This is a genomic window from Firmicutes bacterium HGW-Firmicutes-1 (assembly GCA_002841625.1).
Classification (GTDB): Bacteria; Bacillota; Clostridia; order Lachnospirales; family Vallitaleaceae; genus HGW-1.
In genome coordinates this window covers 181,986-196,614 of record PHAG01000002.1, presented here as the reverse complement: position 1 = coordinate 196,614, position 14,629 = coordinate 181,986, and the positions used below count along the sequence as shown (strand labels likewise).

Here is a 14,629-nt window from a genome sequence, read left to right as displayed (position 1 = left end):
TACTAATATTACATCCAATCCAATTCTTTCTTAATATCCATACATTAGTTGATTAGTAATTATTTAACCTAAGTGTTAAAACTGTTTCCCTAAGTATATCAACAGTATTTTCAACGTGCATCCATTCTGCAAAAATAACGAATAGATATAGTAGTTTAGGATAAATTTTTTTATATTGTTTTTTTAAATTTAAGTCTTCTGAGGAAATGGTTGTTTTCAATATTTTTATTGTTTTACTGTGTTTAACCTTTTTTTTCTTTGTTATTACACTAACTAATGCATTTGTGGATTTGATATTTCTATTTAGTATTTTATATGTACTTTCAATGATTTTTTCTAAATCTTCATAACGAGATATAACCGGAAGTTGGTTTCTAACAAATAAAAAGTCCGAATCAAGTTGTGACTTATCGCTAAAATATATAATATCAATAATGCTTCTTTGTATTTGATCAAGATCCTGTAATAAGTAAATTTGATTATTAATATAACCAGCAAGGGAAATCGCAATTTGCTTTTCAATATCGTTTTTTGATAAAGCGTTAAAATTATATCTCCATTTCATAAAATTAATATTTTGAATTATATATCCTGGATTCATATATTCATCCCAACAATGGAATATACCTCTTGTTAATTTTATTGATTTTATAGAAAAGGGAAAATGAAACTCTGTCAATATAACATGACCAGCTTCATGGATCGCTACACACTCTGAAGTTAAATTATTAGTAAAATGAGTTAACGTATTAATTACACCATTTATAGTAATTCTTATAAAATGAGAAAAACTGAATATGATAATTGATAAAGTTATATTTACTACCCCAGCGTTAATTATCATATTCTGATAAATTTCATTATTGATTTGAACTCCAATTAAAGCATAAAAAAAACCAGATCCAAACAAAACTAATGTTGAATAAAACGAATATAAGTATTGCTTTTGATTAAACTTTTTTGCTTTTTCATAATATTTATTAAGTACTTTGTCACAAGTTCTGTATACACTCTCTTTTAATCTTGTTATGTCCATATGCCCTCCCCCTGCTTCTAGCAGTAATGAAAATATTAGGTTTATATTTTGCTGTATTTTGCTATATCGGGAATTATATCACAAACGTTTGTTCGTGTCAATTAAAGGTTTATATTGTAATAATATATCAATAAAAGTGCTTGTAAGTGATCTTATGTTGTGATATTATTTTAGTTAATATAAAATCATTTATAAATAACTAAAAATATTGTAATCAAAATAATTTGGGAGAGAGATTATTATGATTAATACAATTAACTATTACAATTTGTTAATTAGACAATTAGGCTTTGGCATTGCCATGGTTTAGTTGTCTTTTTTATATATAGCTATAAATTAAACAAAAAAATAATTACTAAGGAGGATTTTTTAATGGGATTATTAGATTCATTAATGGGAAATGCATCTCAGGTAGATAATAAGATAGTTGAAAAGGAACTTTCTCCGCTACTAGCTAATGGTGAAACCATATTGAAGGCTTTCGCAGTATTTAGAGATATGTTTATTTTTACAAATAAACGTCTTATTTTAGCAGATAAGCAAGGGCTTACTGGATCAAAAGTTGAATATCATTCTATCCCCTACAAAAGTATCACTCACTTTGCTGTAGAAACTGCAGGTACTTTTGATAATGATTCAGAACTTAAGATATGGATTTCTGGTAACTCAACCCCTATACAAAAAGAATTTAAAAAGAATACTAACATTAAAGACGTTCAAACCATGCTAGCAAATTGTATATTCAATTAATCAAGTCATGTAAAATCATTAGAGGAGGATCTATAAATGATACTATATTATGCTTCATTACATAACATTAGTTCTGTAGATGGCAAGCTTGAAGAAAGAAACGTATCTACTGGTGATGCTAAAAATTACATTTTAGGTACTATTATTAATTTATATAATGATAAAAATAAACGATTTTATAAAGTTCGTGATAATGCTACACAAGTTGTGTCTCTAATACTAGATCTAGTCAATAAAGAGGACTTTACAACTCAAGATGAATTATTTAAAGAATACTCAAATAGAATATCTCAAAAATTGTTTAGGGTTGAAATGGTTAGACAACAAACTTCACCTTCTGATCTACAAAAAGGTAGTTTTATACAAGGCTTATATCTTGACGATATTGGGACATTACATTATTTTTTAACTAAAATCGAAGGTTCTTCTATTTTAAGCGATGAGGATCTAAGAATTATAACTGGACCACCTTTAAATAGCAAAATATATAAAGTATGTGATATAAGCTTTACTTTAAATGAAGAATCAATGCACGTTGATGATATTCTGATTGCTGATTGTGGAAAAAAGACTATTGCTGATTATTGGGATAATATGTTTTTAGAATTTGATGAGCTTCAATCTGATAATGAAAATACTAAAAATGCTTATTCAACTATATCAAATTTTTTGATCAGAAAGATCCGTCCACAATTTCCATCTGACTACAACTTACTAAGTAATGCTCATACACATTATTTTAGAACACAGGATGTATTTGAAATAGATACATATGTTGATGCTGTATTAGGTAATTACTACGTTGAAGAAGGTTCTGCTTTTGACATAAATAGAGTAATCGCTCAAGTTAGAGCACTTCCTGAAAAAAATAGTTTTGATCCTAAATTTAGTATCATTAAAGATGAAATTAAAACGAAATTCAAAAAAGAATATGATATAAGCCCTAAAATTAAGTTGAAATTTACTGAGGATATTGATAATATAAAAGAAGATATTGTTTCTTATAAAGATGATGAAGGAAAAATGTATCTGAAAATCTTGACTAAAAATGAAGCTACATTCAAGTTGTTTTATTATTAAACTAAGAAGGTGTTTTTATGGGTTTATACAATGAATTTATTGAATTGTTTAATGCTGTACAACAAGAATCTATAATTACTGAAGATTTCAAAGAGGTAAATATTACTTTTTGCTTAAATCAAACTTGTGTACCAATAGAGTATAAATTGATTTCATTTTTAAATTCATATTCTTATGATTTCTTATCAATTGAAATAATACATATAACCAATCAAGGTAGTTATAATGACCCAATAATTATTAATAACAGCACAAATAATACAAATGATTTTATTTCTAATATTAATGATCAAAATAAATATTGGGAAGATGGAGATCAGTATGAAATTAAATTAAGAATATTTAAAAAGGCAGATAAAAATATCATCAATGTCTATTTTCTTGATTCTTTTTTTTCTTATTTACAATCACTGAGTTTATTTCATATACTTAAAAACTTTAACGAATTATTTCAGCAATTAAATTATAAAGAAATTTCTTTTCATACTATTGAGGAATCTATATGCTTAAAGACACCCTATATTCATATCGGTAATATCAATGATCAAAATAGCTTTCATGGAATCATTCATAATGAAACTAAAGTTGAGTATGGATCTGATTGCAATTTTCTACAACGTGGACAATTTGAAAATCTATCACTTAATACGTTCCGGCTATTAGTACCATGCTCTATAAATGAGTATAATGATTTGTTTTACCGACTAAATTATATCTATTTCTTAATAGATATTTGCAATCTTTCTCAAATTGAGAATGATTATTTAATAGCTCAATTAGAAGGATACAAACTCATAAAAAACAGAATTTCATTTAATAATTTTTCTGTGTTGGACATAGATGAAATTAATTCAATTTATGATTGGATATATTGTGAAGAAAGCTATTCAGATAAACTTGGACTATCAAGAAATATCATATCTCTATCTCTAGATGATAATAACCTGTCAAAAATTAATAGTGGGATATATAGTTCAATTGAATCTAACTTCAAAATTTATCTAAAGGAAAATGTAAGTAGATATATAGAAATAAAAAATAACATTTCAGAACATCTTTTTCAGTTATCAGAAAAAAGCCATGATTATTGTGAATCATTTTCAAATAGTTTTAAAACAAGTATAACTTCAATAATAACTTTTTTTATTACTGTTATAGTACTTAATGTGGTAGCTGGAAATAGGTTTAATGAAATTTTTACAGATGAAATATGTATTGTATCATCACTATTTATTGTAATATCTTTATTATATTTGCTTTTTCTTCATATTGATAAGAAAAAATACTTAGTTAGATTTAAAAGTAATTATGATAGAATCAAATCTCAATATGCTGATTTGTTGTGTGAAAAAGATATTATTAAGATATTTAAATCGGATCAAGTATTAAAAGAAGATATAAAGTATATTGATTCAAAAATACATTTATATACTCTTTGTTGGCTAATAATTTTATTACTGTTAGCTATAATGATTATTCTGTTCTATAATAACATTATTTAACTTTAAAAAATTTATTAAATGATATATAAATATATTCTCTACTCTTCTAATGTGGAGAATAATTTTTTGAGGTGATCCAATGCAATACTGTATGTATTTAAGAAAATCTCGTGCCGATATGGATGCAGAAGCACATGGCGAAGGTGAAACTCTAGCTCGCCACGAAAGGGTTCTTATTGAGCTTTCTAGACGTCTTAACAAGCCTGTTACAAAAATATTTAGAGAAGTTGTATCTGGTGAAACCATTATAGCAAGACCCGAGATGCAAAAACTTTTAAGTGAAGTTGAACAAAGCATCTGGGATGGTGTACTCGTAATGGAAGTCGAGCGTTTAGCTCGTGGTGATACTATTGATCAAGGCTTAGTCGCACAAACATTTAAATACTCAAATACACAAATCATTACTCCAATGAAAACTTATGATCCAAATAATGAATATGATGAGGAGTACTTTGAGTTTGGTCTTTTTATGTCTAGGCGTGAATTCAAGACAATTAATAGACGTCTTCAACGCGGAAGGTTGGAATCAGTTAAAGAAGGAAAATATGTAGGTAATCGTCCTCCTTATGGCTATACGCGTATAAAGATAGAACATGGAAAGGGCTTCACCTTAGAACCAATAGAAAATGAAGCTGAAATAGTTCAGCTTATTTATAAATTATATACTTATGGAGAGATTGAATCAAATGGTGCTCCAAAAAGAATAGGTGTATCTTTAATTGCACGTAAACTGAATGAAATGAAGGTAATGTCCAAGACTGGAAAAATATGGACACAATCAACTATTAGAGATATTTTGATTAATCCGGTATACAACGGTATGATTAGATGGAACTGGCGACCATCTGTTAAAAAAATGGTTGATGGTCATATGGTTAAAGAACGTCCACGAAAAACAGACTATATTCTCACAAAGGGAATTCATCATGCAATAATTGACGAATCTATCTGGCAATTAGCTCAAGAGTATATGTCTCATAATCCATCTCAGCCCATACCTCACCGAAAAAAGGTTATGAATCCCCTTTCAGGACTTATTATTTGTGGTAAATGCGGCAGAAAAATGGTTAGAAGACCTTTGAATCACACATCTTACAAATTTGACTATTTGATGTGTTCTGAGCCATCATGCAGCACAGTATCCTCTCCCCTCAATTACGTTGAGGATCGAGTATTGCAAGGACTTGAAGAGATATTAAATGCCTATAAGTTAAAATGGGAAAATTCAGAAAGTGAAAATAACATTGAATTAGATATTAAGAGAAAGGCTATTTTAAAGTTTGATGTTGAATTAAAAAATTTAGAGTTACAATTGAGTAATCTTCATGACCTGCTTGAACGTGAAGTTTATAGCATAGATACTTTTTTAGATCGTTCTAAAATTATTTCTGAACGTATAAAACAGATAAAGCAAGATCTTGAAATAATTAATAAAAGTATAGAAATGGATGAACAACGTGAAAATAATAAAAAGAGTATTATTCCAAAAATTCAAACAATCTTAGAAGTGTATCGAACTTTAGATGATCCATATCAAAAAAATGTTATATTAAAAGATGTCGATCAGATAATTTTGCACTTACTATATATCCTATAATATCAAGCCTGGTTGAAAATTAATCTGGTGATATAACGGATAACCTCTTGGGGCTAATTCTTCAGTTCCTATATCTGTTAAAATACCCTTTGCTTGATCAGTAGGCATCGTCCAACGTTGACTGAGGTAACGAATACCTGCAGATAGTTCACCATCTGGTCCTCCAAATTGTTCTAATATCAATGACGCTAAAGCTGGATCACAGGTATCTACCCTAACTGGGTATTCGAGCTTCTTTTCATAAATCCACATATACTATCCTCCTATATACAACAATTAATATAATCAATTTCCCAAGGCCACGGACCCGCTATAAATTCCCAAGGGCATTTACTTAAATCATTTGAAGTTAAAGGGCCATACTTCATATTGTACGCATCAGTTAACTCTTTATAACGAATCGCATATGAATTATGAAGTCCAACAGCTCTTTCATCAGTAGGATGTGTATCTAAAAATAGAGACATCTCAATAGTACAAAAACCCACTTCCATGAGTTCTTTTAACATGACCAATTGATCGTTATGCATTTATAATACCTCCACGAATTATTTCTTGTTAATGTTACAAAACCAACGCATTCGCTACGGTTTCGTAACCGAATGCAAGCTTCGCTTGCACATCGGTTAAAAATGATAGGGCATATATAATTTTGGGAATAATGTTCCTTTACAAAGTGCTTCGGCCGGGCCATAAACATCACCTAATACTTGAAATGGAACATACGCACGTGCTAATTGAAATTGAGGGTCCATTTTTCCATATAAACAATCAGGGTTTGCAAATTGTTTTTGATACATTTATCATCTCTCCTTGATATTAATCACACTACTATATTACTCTGAAAAGTCCGATTTGTGCTTGTATAGATATAGGATAATTAATTGGACCAACTACTCTAACAAATACTCACTAGTTTTTATTCAAAGAATAAGCCGCTATTAATCTTAGTGATTAATGCGGCTGAATTTAGTAATGTATTCATAAAAGGTTATGCGTTTCTTGATTCCAACCAAGCGCCTACTTTTTGTATTGCCCTTTTGATTTTTTCTTCTGTATCAACCAAAGCAAACCTGACATAACCTTCTCCCATCTTTCCAAAAGCTGAACCAGGTACGGTAAAAACACCTGTCTGCTTTATCATCTCATGAACAAATTGCTCTGAATTTAAAAATCCATCAGGGATCTTACTCCAGACAAACATCGTTGCTTCTGGTTTTAACATTGGCCATCCAATTTCAGTAAAGCCATTTACTAAAGTATCTCTTCTTTTTTCATATGTACGAACAGTATTCATAATACAATCATCGGGACCTGTAATGGCTGCTATTGCTGCTTTTTGAATAGGAATAAAAATGCCATAATCTATATGTGATTTTATCGTTGCAAGCTTCTTGATAATTTCTCTATTTCCTAATGCAAAAGAGATTCTACATCCAGGCATATTATATGATTTTGACAAAGAATTAAGCTCAATTCCGATGTCCTTTGCACCTGGCACATTTAAAAAACTCCCAGCTTTTTTGCCATCGTACACAAGTTCACAATAGGCATTGTCATGTATAACCTTAATCTCGTATTTTTTTGCAAACCAAACCAATTCTTCATAAAATTCATAGGGTGCTAAAGCAGTAACTGGGTTATTGGGATAGGATATCACCATCATCTTCGCATCATGGGCTACGGTATTGCTTATTTGATTAAAATCAATTAAATAATTGTTTTCCTCTAGCATCGGCATCGTAACAATATCAGCACCAGATAAATGGGGGCCAACAAAAAAGATAGGATAATGTGGGTCTTGTATCAATACGACTTCACCAGGGTTAATCAAACCAAGCGCAGTATGGGCAAGGGCATCCTGTGATCCATTTAAACCCAATATCTCATCTCTTTCTAGGCTAACATTAAATCTCTTTCTATACCAACCTATCACAGCATCCACTAACTCTTCACTGTCTTTAATTGCATATTTGTAGTTACAAGCTTTTGCACTTTCCTCACTTAACACCTTCATAACATGATCTGGCGGAGGCAAGTCTGGTGTCCCAACACTAAAATTGAAAATTTCTATACCTTTTGATAACAAATCTCTTTTCAACGCTTCTTGTTGCGTAAAAACTGCAGATTCTAATTGTTGCATTTTTTGTGCAAAAACCATTTTATTCACCCTTTTCATTTTATTTTAAGATAAAGTAGTCCCTACAGAATGAATGTAGGGACTGCTTTTCATTGGCTCAGTAAGTGTATCACTCTACTTTAGTTTACATATTTTTCAAATACATTTTTCAAATAATCACTAAACTTTGCTTTATTCACATCATCCAATACTACAATATCCACTCTACCAATTTCTTTTCCATCGTAGGTATAGATTAAATCTCCAACCTTTTGACTTTTTACTACTGGAGCCTCTATATACTCTGGTAAAATGACTTGTTTTTTTATTTTGCTTTCATCATACTTTGTATCCATCATTACATAATTGAAATCTTCTTTAGCAAACACTTTAATCTCTTCTAAGATGCCTCTTCTAACTTTCAAGGAGCCCATATCTTGGTTTACTACGTTATCCTTGTATTTTCTACAAAGAGCAAATCCATAATCAAACATGCTCATAACTTCTTTAAATCTAACCTTAAAATCTGGTGCTGCCATTACTACTGCTATAAGATCTAAATCATTTCGTGTTGCAGTTCCTGCTAAGCAATATTTTGCTAAACTAGTTGAGCCTGTTTTTAAACCTGTCGCTCCATCATACCATTGAAGTAGTTTATTCGTATTGGTTAGTCCAAATTCCTCAGCACCTCTTTTGGTATTATGAATAATGGTATCCATCCAAATTGTAGAAATATCAAAGATTTCTGGATATTTAACAGTTAACTCTCTAGCCATCAAAGCGATATCATATGCACTTGTATAATGGTTATCCGAGTCTAGTCCAGAAGCATTTTCAAAGTTCGTATCTACCATTCCTAAGGCCTCGGCTTTATCGTTCATCATTTGAACAAACCCTATCTCTGATCCACCAATATACTCTGCCATCGCTACAGAACCATCATTTGCAGAAGCTACTGCGATACACTTGGTCAAAGTTGCAACGGTTTGTACTTCATTCGTCTCTAAATATACTTGTGAACCACCCATACCTGATGCAGTTTCACTTATTACAACCTCATCATCCCAACCAATCTTACCTGCTTCTACCGCATCATAAATCAATAATAAAGTCATTATTTTTGTTACACTTGCTGGCTTCAATCTTTCATGACTGTTCTTTTCATAAATCACTGTTTTTGTTAAAGGTTCCATCAATACAGCTGACTGAGATGTGAGCTTTAATACATCTCCTTCCTTAGTCTGAGATAGCGTATTAATTGCAGATATATTGAGGGCAAAAATGCCAGAAAACAAAATCAAAACTCCAAAAACTACTATTATTCCTCTTTTAATCATAGCTTACCTCTCCTTATTAGAAAATCTTGAGTTAAACATAGTAGAATGGTTTCAATTGTCATATTAACCATTTCCTATGTATAGGGTAAGCTATTTAATCAAAAATAATTCTATTGTTTAAAATCTATTTATTCCATTTTTGGTAACTATTCCCTTGATGAACTTCGTAGGAAGCGTTGGTACATCACTCAGTGTAAAAGCACTGACAAAGCGTTTTTTAGAGGCTTCCATTTTTTCCTTATCATTACCATGAATAAATGCAATTGGCTCTCCTTTTGAAACATAATCACCTATTTTTTTCTCTATCATATAACCAACCGCCAAATCTATTTCACTATCTTTTGTTTCTCTTCCTCCACCAAGCATCATCGTCGCAAATCCAAGTTCTTCAGTATCAATCGTTTTGATATATCCTGAAACAGATAATGTTACCTCCTCAACAATTGATGCTTTGGGTAATTTATCTATTTCATCCACATAACTAGCATCGCCGCCTTGAGCTTCAACAAATTGCTTAAATTTATTGTAAGCTGTTCCACTGTTGATCGTTTCAAGCAACAATTGAACTCCTTCTTCCGGAGTTTTTGCTTTACCTGCAATTACAACCATATAACTACCTAATTGTAAACATATCTCTAATAAATCTGCAGGACCTTCACCTTTAAGAGTTTGAATTGCCTCAATAACTTCAAGTGCATTGCCTATTGATTTCCCCAACGGTTGATTCATATCAGAAATAACTGCAATTGTCTCTCTGTCTAAGCCATTACCTATGTTCACCATTTCCACTGCAAGCTTAAATGCATCCTCTTCTTCCTTCATAAAAGCGCCCGATCCAGTTTTAACATCTAAAACAATGCCATCTGATCCAGATGCGATTTTTTTACTCATAATACTACTTGCAATTAAAGAAATATTATCCACCGTTGCGGTTACATCTCTTAACGCATATATTTTTTTGTCTGCAGGGGCAAGATTAGCAGTCTGTCCTGCAATCGCCATCTTAATTGTATTCACATTTTCAATGAATTTTTCTTTACTTAGCTTCGTACTAAGTCCTGGAAAGGAATCTAATTTATCGATTGTTCCGCCCGTGTGACCAAGACCTCGTCCAGACATTTTTGCAACAGGTATCCCTAAGGCTGCAACCATAGGTGCTAAGATGAGAGACGTCTTATCCCCCACACCTCCAGTACTATGCTTATCAACTTTAATACCTTCTATTTCAGATAAGTCTAACATATCTCCACTTTTCGCCATAGCCATTGTAAGTGATAAGGTTTCTTGTTCGCTCATACCTTGAAAATAGATAGCCATTAAAAGTGCCGACATTTGATAATCTGGAATTGTTTCATTTGTAAAACCATCAATGATAAAATGGATTTCTTCTTCTGTTAAAGTATGTCCCATCTTTTTCTTTTCAATTAAATCATACATTCTCATACATAATAGCTCCTTAGTCCTTTTTTATATCTAGATAAAAGCTTTCCCCTACAGGTAGCTTAGGTAAATCAAAAATTTCGCTAATCGTTTGACCTATATCTGCAAAAGATTTCCTTATTCCAATATTAACACCCTTCTTTAATTCATTTCCAAATGCAATAAATGGTATATATTCCCTTGAATGGTCTGTACTCTCCGTTGTAGGATCACACCCATGATCTGCATTCATAATTAGAATATCTGAATCTTTCATTTCATCCATAATTTCATTTAATCTTTTATCAAAAGCCATTAATCCATTTGCATAAGCCTGAACATCATTCCTATGTCCCCAACTAGAATCAAATTCTACTAAATTGGTAAAAATTAGCCCTGAATTATTTTGTTTCATATATTGAATTGTCTGATCAACACCGTCCATATTGTCCTTTGTATGAACAGCTTCTGTAATTCCTTGACCGCAAAAAATATCTTCGATTTTGCCTACAGCTATAACATCCTTGCCACTTTCCTTGACCAAGTCTAATATTGTTTTATTAGGAGGCAGCAAAGAATAGTCTCTACGATTAGAAGTTCTCTTGAAGCTTCCTGGCTCTCCGATAAATGGTCTAGCAATTACTCTCGCAACAGCGTGTTCATTCTTAAGTAATTCTCTAGCAATACTACAATATTTATATAATTCATCAATTGGTACAACATCTTCATGTGCTGCAATTTGGAAAACACTATCAGCAGATGTATAAACAATTAACTTTCCCGTCTTCATATGTTCTTCGCCTAGCTCTTCAAGAATCTGTGTGCCTGATGCAGGCTTATTAGCAAGAATCTCCCTGCCAGTTTGCTCAATAAATGGAGTAATAATTTCATCTGGAAATCCATTTGGATAGGTTGGTAAAGGATGAGGAGAATATACTCCTGACATTTCCCAATGACCAATCGTAGTATCCTTTCCATTGGATATCTCGGCCATCTTACCATATATACCAATTGGTTTGTCTACTCTTCCTAAATGTACAACACCATCTATATTTCCTAATCCTAATTTATACAAATTGGGCAAATCAAGCTTAGTAGCCTTAGCAATATTTTCTAAGGTATTACTACCTACATCTCCAAATTGATCGGCATCTGGCAACTCACCAATTCCAACACTGTCTAAAATTATCCATATTACTCTATCAATCATAATGCTGCCTCCTTTAGTAATTTAAAATCATTTCATAATTTATTATACCAAATTTTTCATAAAAAGTATTCCTATTTAGTTAAATTGAATGCATTAAAATAGGTGTAGTTACACTTTAAAACGGTGCATTGTTAAGCTAAAAAAGAGCATCTATATTAATATAAATACTCTTTTTGCATATTAAGCTCTAGGATGTGCCCTAGCATAGACTTCCTTTAACTTATAATTATTCATTTTTGCATATACTTGAGTCGTAGATATATCTGAATGTCCTAGCATTTCTTGAACCGACCTAAGGTCAGCACCATTTTCTACTAAATGACTAGCAAAAGAATGTCTCAAAATGTGTGGTGTAATGATCTTATTAATATTTGCTTTGTTTGCATAGCTCTTAATGATTTTCCAAAAGCCTTGCCGACTCATTGATGAACCTAAGCAATTTACAAATAACATCTCTTCTTCTGGGTTCTTAACCATGGCTGCTCTAGAGGTCTTAATATAATTACTAAGGGCATATTGAGCGACATTCCCCATAGGAATGACTCGTTCCTTATTGTTATTTTTATCAGAGCATATGATGTAGCCCATTGGAATATTTATATCAGTTTCTTTAAGATTAATCAATTCTGAAACACGAATTCCTGTTGCATACAAGAGTTCAAGCATTGCTTTATCACGAATGCCTTTGTTATCAGTATCAAAAGGTTGATTTAATAGTAGATCAACTTCTTCAAGTGATAATGTTTTTGGCATCTTCCTATCAATTTTGGGTGCGCTAATTACCTCGCTAGGATCATTATCAATCATACCGCTTTTAACCAAAAACTGAAAAAAAGAATGAATTGAGGCAACATTTCTTGAAATCGTAGAAGTAGCTCGTCCCTCTTTTTCTAATTCGATAAAATAAGCATTTAACTGCGTTGAAGTAATCTTTTTAAGATCTCTTAAACTATTCTTAGTTAAATAGCATACTAAATTTTTCAAGTCTCTCTTATATGATTGTATTGTATTGATAGAAGCACCCTTTGTATGTTGTAGATAAACCAGAAATTCTTGAGTAGATTTTTCCATGATATATTTTCCTTTTCGCAAAGATGTAACACCATTATAATCCATATTTACCAAAAAGTCGATTAATTTTAAAAACTTTTTATGGAAATATACCATTTAATTAAATCAGGATTCACATAAGCCTCGAGAGTAATTCCTATTAATGTAAAGACAGAACATATTACTAGTACAAGGAAATACTCAAATAATAGTTGTCCACTCAATTTGAGAGATTTACTTGTTTTTCTATTTCTATATAGTGCCTTTGAAAATTCCACATTCTTTGAAGTTATATAAATAAATATTGGTGCATAAATAATACATTGAGGAAGAAGTAGAACGATAATTAAATTAAAACTGTTAAAACCATTATAAATTAATGCGGAAGATAAAATTAATCCAAAATTAAATCCAAAAAATCCACTAATTATATAATCAATATAAGATGCAAATAAAACAAACCCAATAATCCAAAGGCCAAGTAATATTTTCATTCTGCTAACAAGAAGAAACTCAAAGAGATCCGTTTTGACAATAATAGGACTAGCCATTTTATTATTGAAAAAATCAAATATCAAATTATAATCATCCATATGCTTACTTACATTTAGATTAGCATACAAAGCCCCAATACATATAAAAACCATAAAGAAAAACAATTGTATTTGTACTTCTGTAAATTTATTGATCTTTATTTTCTTTAGCATATTTGTTTCTCCTGTCGTTAATTGATATTCCAATATATGCGCAAAAAAATAGATTTATTACAATTTATTTCCAAAAAAAAGCAGCTCTCTAGTTTCTAGAAAGCTACTTTTATGTAATTTTTATTTAACTTCTATGATATCAGAAACCAATTTACCATCAACACCATCAACTGTCCATGTTAATGTAACAATATATTCTCCAATTGGAAGTTCACCATCTGGAGTTAGATTAAATCCTAGATAATTGTATACAACATCTGTTGGTATATTAAGATCACCTTCAACAATACTTCCATCTTCTAAATACTCCCAAACTTGATGAATAGAACTACCTGCTGGGAAGCCTCCTGCTATTACAACATAGTACATTGTATCAGACGGGCTATAGCTATCTACAGTATCTTCTGGTTCTAGATTTGGATCAAAGGTAGCAGTAAACCCATAAGGTTCTACAGTTGCACTACTTTCATTGTTGGTGTCTTCGTCCTCGTCCTCGTCGTCCTCGTCTTCATCTTCATCATCTTCATTATCTTCGTCTTCATCTTCGTCTTCATCTTCGTCTTCATCTTCGTCTTCGTCTTTTTCAACCTTGCTATCCTTGTCACCGAAGCCATCAAAAGAACAACCAACAAAGGTAAACATAGCAAGTGATAGTACTAATAAGAGTAATGTTACAATCTTCTTCATGTGTCGTTTCTCCTTTATCATAATATTAAAACTAATTTACATCATAACATCCTAATTTTACCATTTTAATAGTTGCATTTCAACAATAATAAAACAATAATTCAAACAAATCTTTACATGGTTGTTCCCCTGTTA

15 protein-coding genes and 1 pseudogene are annotated in these 14,629 nt (G+C 31.2%); 5 read left to right on the top strand and 11 right to left on the bottom strand.

Annotated elements, in window-relative coordinates; translation table 11 throughout:
* Positions 1-52: 52 nt before the first annotated feature.
* Positions 53-1,036 carry a hypothetical protein gene (locus CVU84_02980; protein PKM95779.1) on the bottom strand — a complete coding sequence of 328 codons (984 nt, stop codon included), beginning with the start codon at positions 1,034-1,036 and terminating at the stop codon, positions 53-55.
* 372 nt (positions 1,037-1,408) lie between these two features.
* On the opposite strand from CVU84_02980, the gene CVU84_02975 reads away from it, so the two are divergent.
* The 4 genes from CVU84_02975 (at position 1,409) to CVU84_02960 (ending at position 5,965) form a co-directional block, all read left to right on the top strand.
* Positions 1,409-1,786, top strand: coding sequence for a cytoplasmic protein (locus tag CVU84_02975; protein ID PKM95778.1), 378 nt, complete (start codon positions 1,409-1,411; stop codon positions 1,784-1,786).
* Between the two features lie 36 nt (positions 1,787-1,822).
* Positions 1,823-2,866 carry a hypothetical protein gene (locus CVU84_02970; GenBank protein ID PKM95777.1) on the top strand — a complete coding sequence of 348 codons (1,044 nt, stop codon included), beginning with the start codon at positions 1,823-1,825 and terminating at the stop codon, positions 2,864-2,866.
* Between the two features lie 17 nt (positions 2,867-2,883).
* Positions 2,884-4,368: a hypothetical protein gene (locus CVU84_02965; protein ID PKM95776.1), complete on the top strand. Its 1,485-nt coding sequence runs from the start codon at positions 2,884-2,886 to the stop codon at positions 4,366-4,368.
* 79 nt (positions 4,369-4,447) lie between these two features.
* Positions 4,448-5,965 carry a recombinase family protein gene (locus tag CVU84_02960; GenBank protein PKM95775.1) on the top strand — a complete coding sequence of 506 codons (1,518 nt, stop codon included), beginning with the start codon at positions 4,448-4,450 and terminating at the stop codon, positions 5,963-5,965.
* Here CVU84_02960 and CVU84_02955 read toward each other — a convergent pair.
* The 10 genes from CVU84_02955 to CVU84_02910 form a co-directional block, all read right to left on the bottom strand.
* Positions 5,960-6,217 (bottom strand): manganese containing catalase, encoded by a 258-nt coding sequence (locus tag CVU84_02955; protein ID PKM95774.1) that lies wholly within the window; start codon positions 6,215-6,217, stop codon positions 5,960-5,962. The genes CVU84_02960 and CVU84_02955 overlap by 6 nt on opposite strands.
* An 11-nt stretch (positions 6,218-6,228) precedes the next feature.
* Positions 6,229-6,495, bottom strand: a complete 267-nt coding sequence (locus CVU84_02950; protein ID PKM95773.1) for a spore coat protein CotJB — start codon at positions 6,493-6,495, stop codon at positions 6,229-6,231.
* 96 nt (positions 6,496-6,591) lie between these two features.
* Positions 6,592-6,765, bottom strand: coding sequence for a spore coat associated protein CotJA (locus CVU84_02945; GenBank protein PKM95772.1), 174 nt, complete (start codon positions 6,763-6,765; stop codon positions 6,592-6,594).
* A 191-nt stretch (positions 6,766-6,956) separates the two neighbouring features.
* Entirely contained in the window at positions 6,957-8,126 is a 1,170-nt protein-coding gene (locus tag CVU84_02940; protein PKM95771.1) for an LL-diaminopimelate aminotransferase, read from the bottom strand.
* A 98-nt stretch (positions 8,127-8,224) separates the two neighbouring features.
* A complete protein-coding gene (locus CVU84_02935) occupies positions 8,225-9,421 on the bottom strand; it encodes a D-alanyl-D-alanine carboxypeptidase (GenBank protein ID PKM95770.1) in 1,197 nt (398 codons plus the stop codon).
* A 117-nt stretch (positions 9,422-9,538) separates the two neighbouring features.
* Entirely contained in the window at positions 9,539-10,864 is a 1,326-nt protein-coding gene (gene deoA / locus CVU84_02930) for a pyrimidine-nucleoside phosphorylase (GenBank protein PKM95769.1), read from the bottom strand.
* A gap of 13 nt (positions 10,865-10,877) precedes the next feature.
* Positions 10,878-12,050, bottom strand: coding sequence for a phosphopentomutase (locus CVU84_02925; protein ID PKM95768.1), 1,173 nt, complete (start codon positions 12,048-12,050; stop codon positions 10,878-10,880).
* 180 nt (positions 12,051-12,230) lie between these two features.
* Complete coding sequence (locus CVU84_02920) at positions 12,231-13,121, bottom strand: site-specific tyrosine recombinase XerD (protein PKM96115.1); 891 nt, start codon at positions 13,119-13,121, stop codon at positions 12,231-12,233.
* A 68-nt stretch (positions 13,122-13,189) separates the two neighbouring features.
* Positions 13,190-13,807, bottom strand: coding sequence for a hypothetical protein (locus CVU84_02915; GenBank protein ID PKM95767.1), 618 nt, complete (start codon positions 13,805-13,807; stop codon positions 13,190-13,192).
* Positions 13,808-13,927: 120 nt separating this feature from the next.
* Complete coding sequence (locus CVU84_02910; GenBank protein ID PKM95766.1) at positions 13,928-14,176, bottom strand: hypothetical protein; 249 nt, start codon at positions 14,174-14,176, stop codon at positions 13,928-13,930.
* A gap of 109 nt (positions 14,177-14,285) precedes the next feature.
* On the opposite strand from CVU84_02910, the pseudogene CVU84_02905 reads away from it, so the two are divergent.
* A pseudogene (locus CVU84_02905) lies at positions 14,286-14,396 on the top strand (peptidase).
* Positions 14,397-14,629: the final 233 nt, after the last annotated feature.

Coding starts and splice junctions, on each gene's coding strand:
- CVU84_02950 (PKM95773.1), bottom strand. CDS start 6,495: ATGCATAACGATCAATTGGTCATGTTAAAAGAACTCATGGAAGTGGGT.
- deoA (PKM95769.1), bottom strand. CDS start 10,864: ATGAGAATGTATGATTTAATTGAAAAGAAAAAGATGGGACATACTTTA.
- CVU84_02915 (PKM95767.1), bottom strand. CDS start 13,807: ATGCTAAAGAAAATAAAGATCAATAAATTTACAGAAGTACAAATACAA.
- CVU84_02975 (PKM95778.1), top strand. CDS start 1,409: ATGGGATTATTAGATTCATTAATGGGAAATGCATCTCAGGTAGATAAT.
- CVU84_02965 (PKM95776.1), top strand. CDS start 2,884: ATGGGTTTATACAATGAATTTATTGAATTGTTTAATGCTGTACAACAA.
- CVU84_02945 (PKM95772.1), bottom strand. CDS start 6,765: ATGTATCAAAAACAATTTGCAAACCCTGATTGTTTATATGGAAAAATG.
- CVU84_02960 (PKM95775.1), top strand. CDS start 4,448: ATGCAATACTGTATGTATTTAAGAAAATCTCGTGCCGATATGGATGCA.
- CVU84_02940 (PKM95771.1), bottom strand. CDS start 8,126: ATGGTTTTTGCACAAAAAATGCAACAATTAGAATCTGCAGTTTTTACG.
- CVU84_02935 (PKM95770.1), bottom strand. CDS start 9,421: ATGATTAAAAGAGGAATAATAGTAGTTTTTGGAGTTTTGATTTTGTTT.
- CVU84_02955 (PKM95774.1), bottom strand. CDS start 6,217: ATGTGGATTTATGAAAAGAAGCTCGAATACCCAGTTAGGGTAGATACC.
- CVU84_02910 (PKM95766.1), bottom strand. CDS start 14,176: ATGTACTATGTTGTAATAGCAGGAGGCTTCCCAGCAGGTAGTTCTATT.
- CVU84_02925 (PKM95768.1), bottom strand. CDS start 12,050: ATGATTGATAGAGTAATATGGATAATTTTAGACAGTGTTGGAATTGGT.
- CVU84_02920 (PKM96115.1), bottom strand. CDS start 13,121: ATGGAAAAATCTACTCAAGAATTTCTGGTTTATCTACAACATACAAAG.
- CVU84_02980 (PKM95779.1), bottom strand. CDS start 1,036: ATGGACATAACAAGATTAAAAGAGAGTGTATACAGAACTTGTGACAAA.
- CVU84_02970 (PKM95777.1), top strand. CDS start 1,823: ATGATACTATATTATGCTTCATTACATAACATTAGTTCTGTAGATGGC.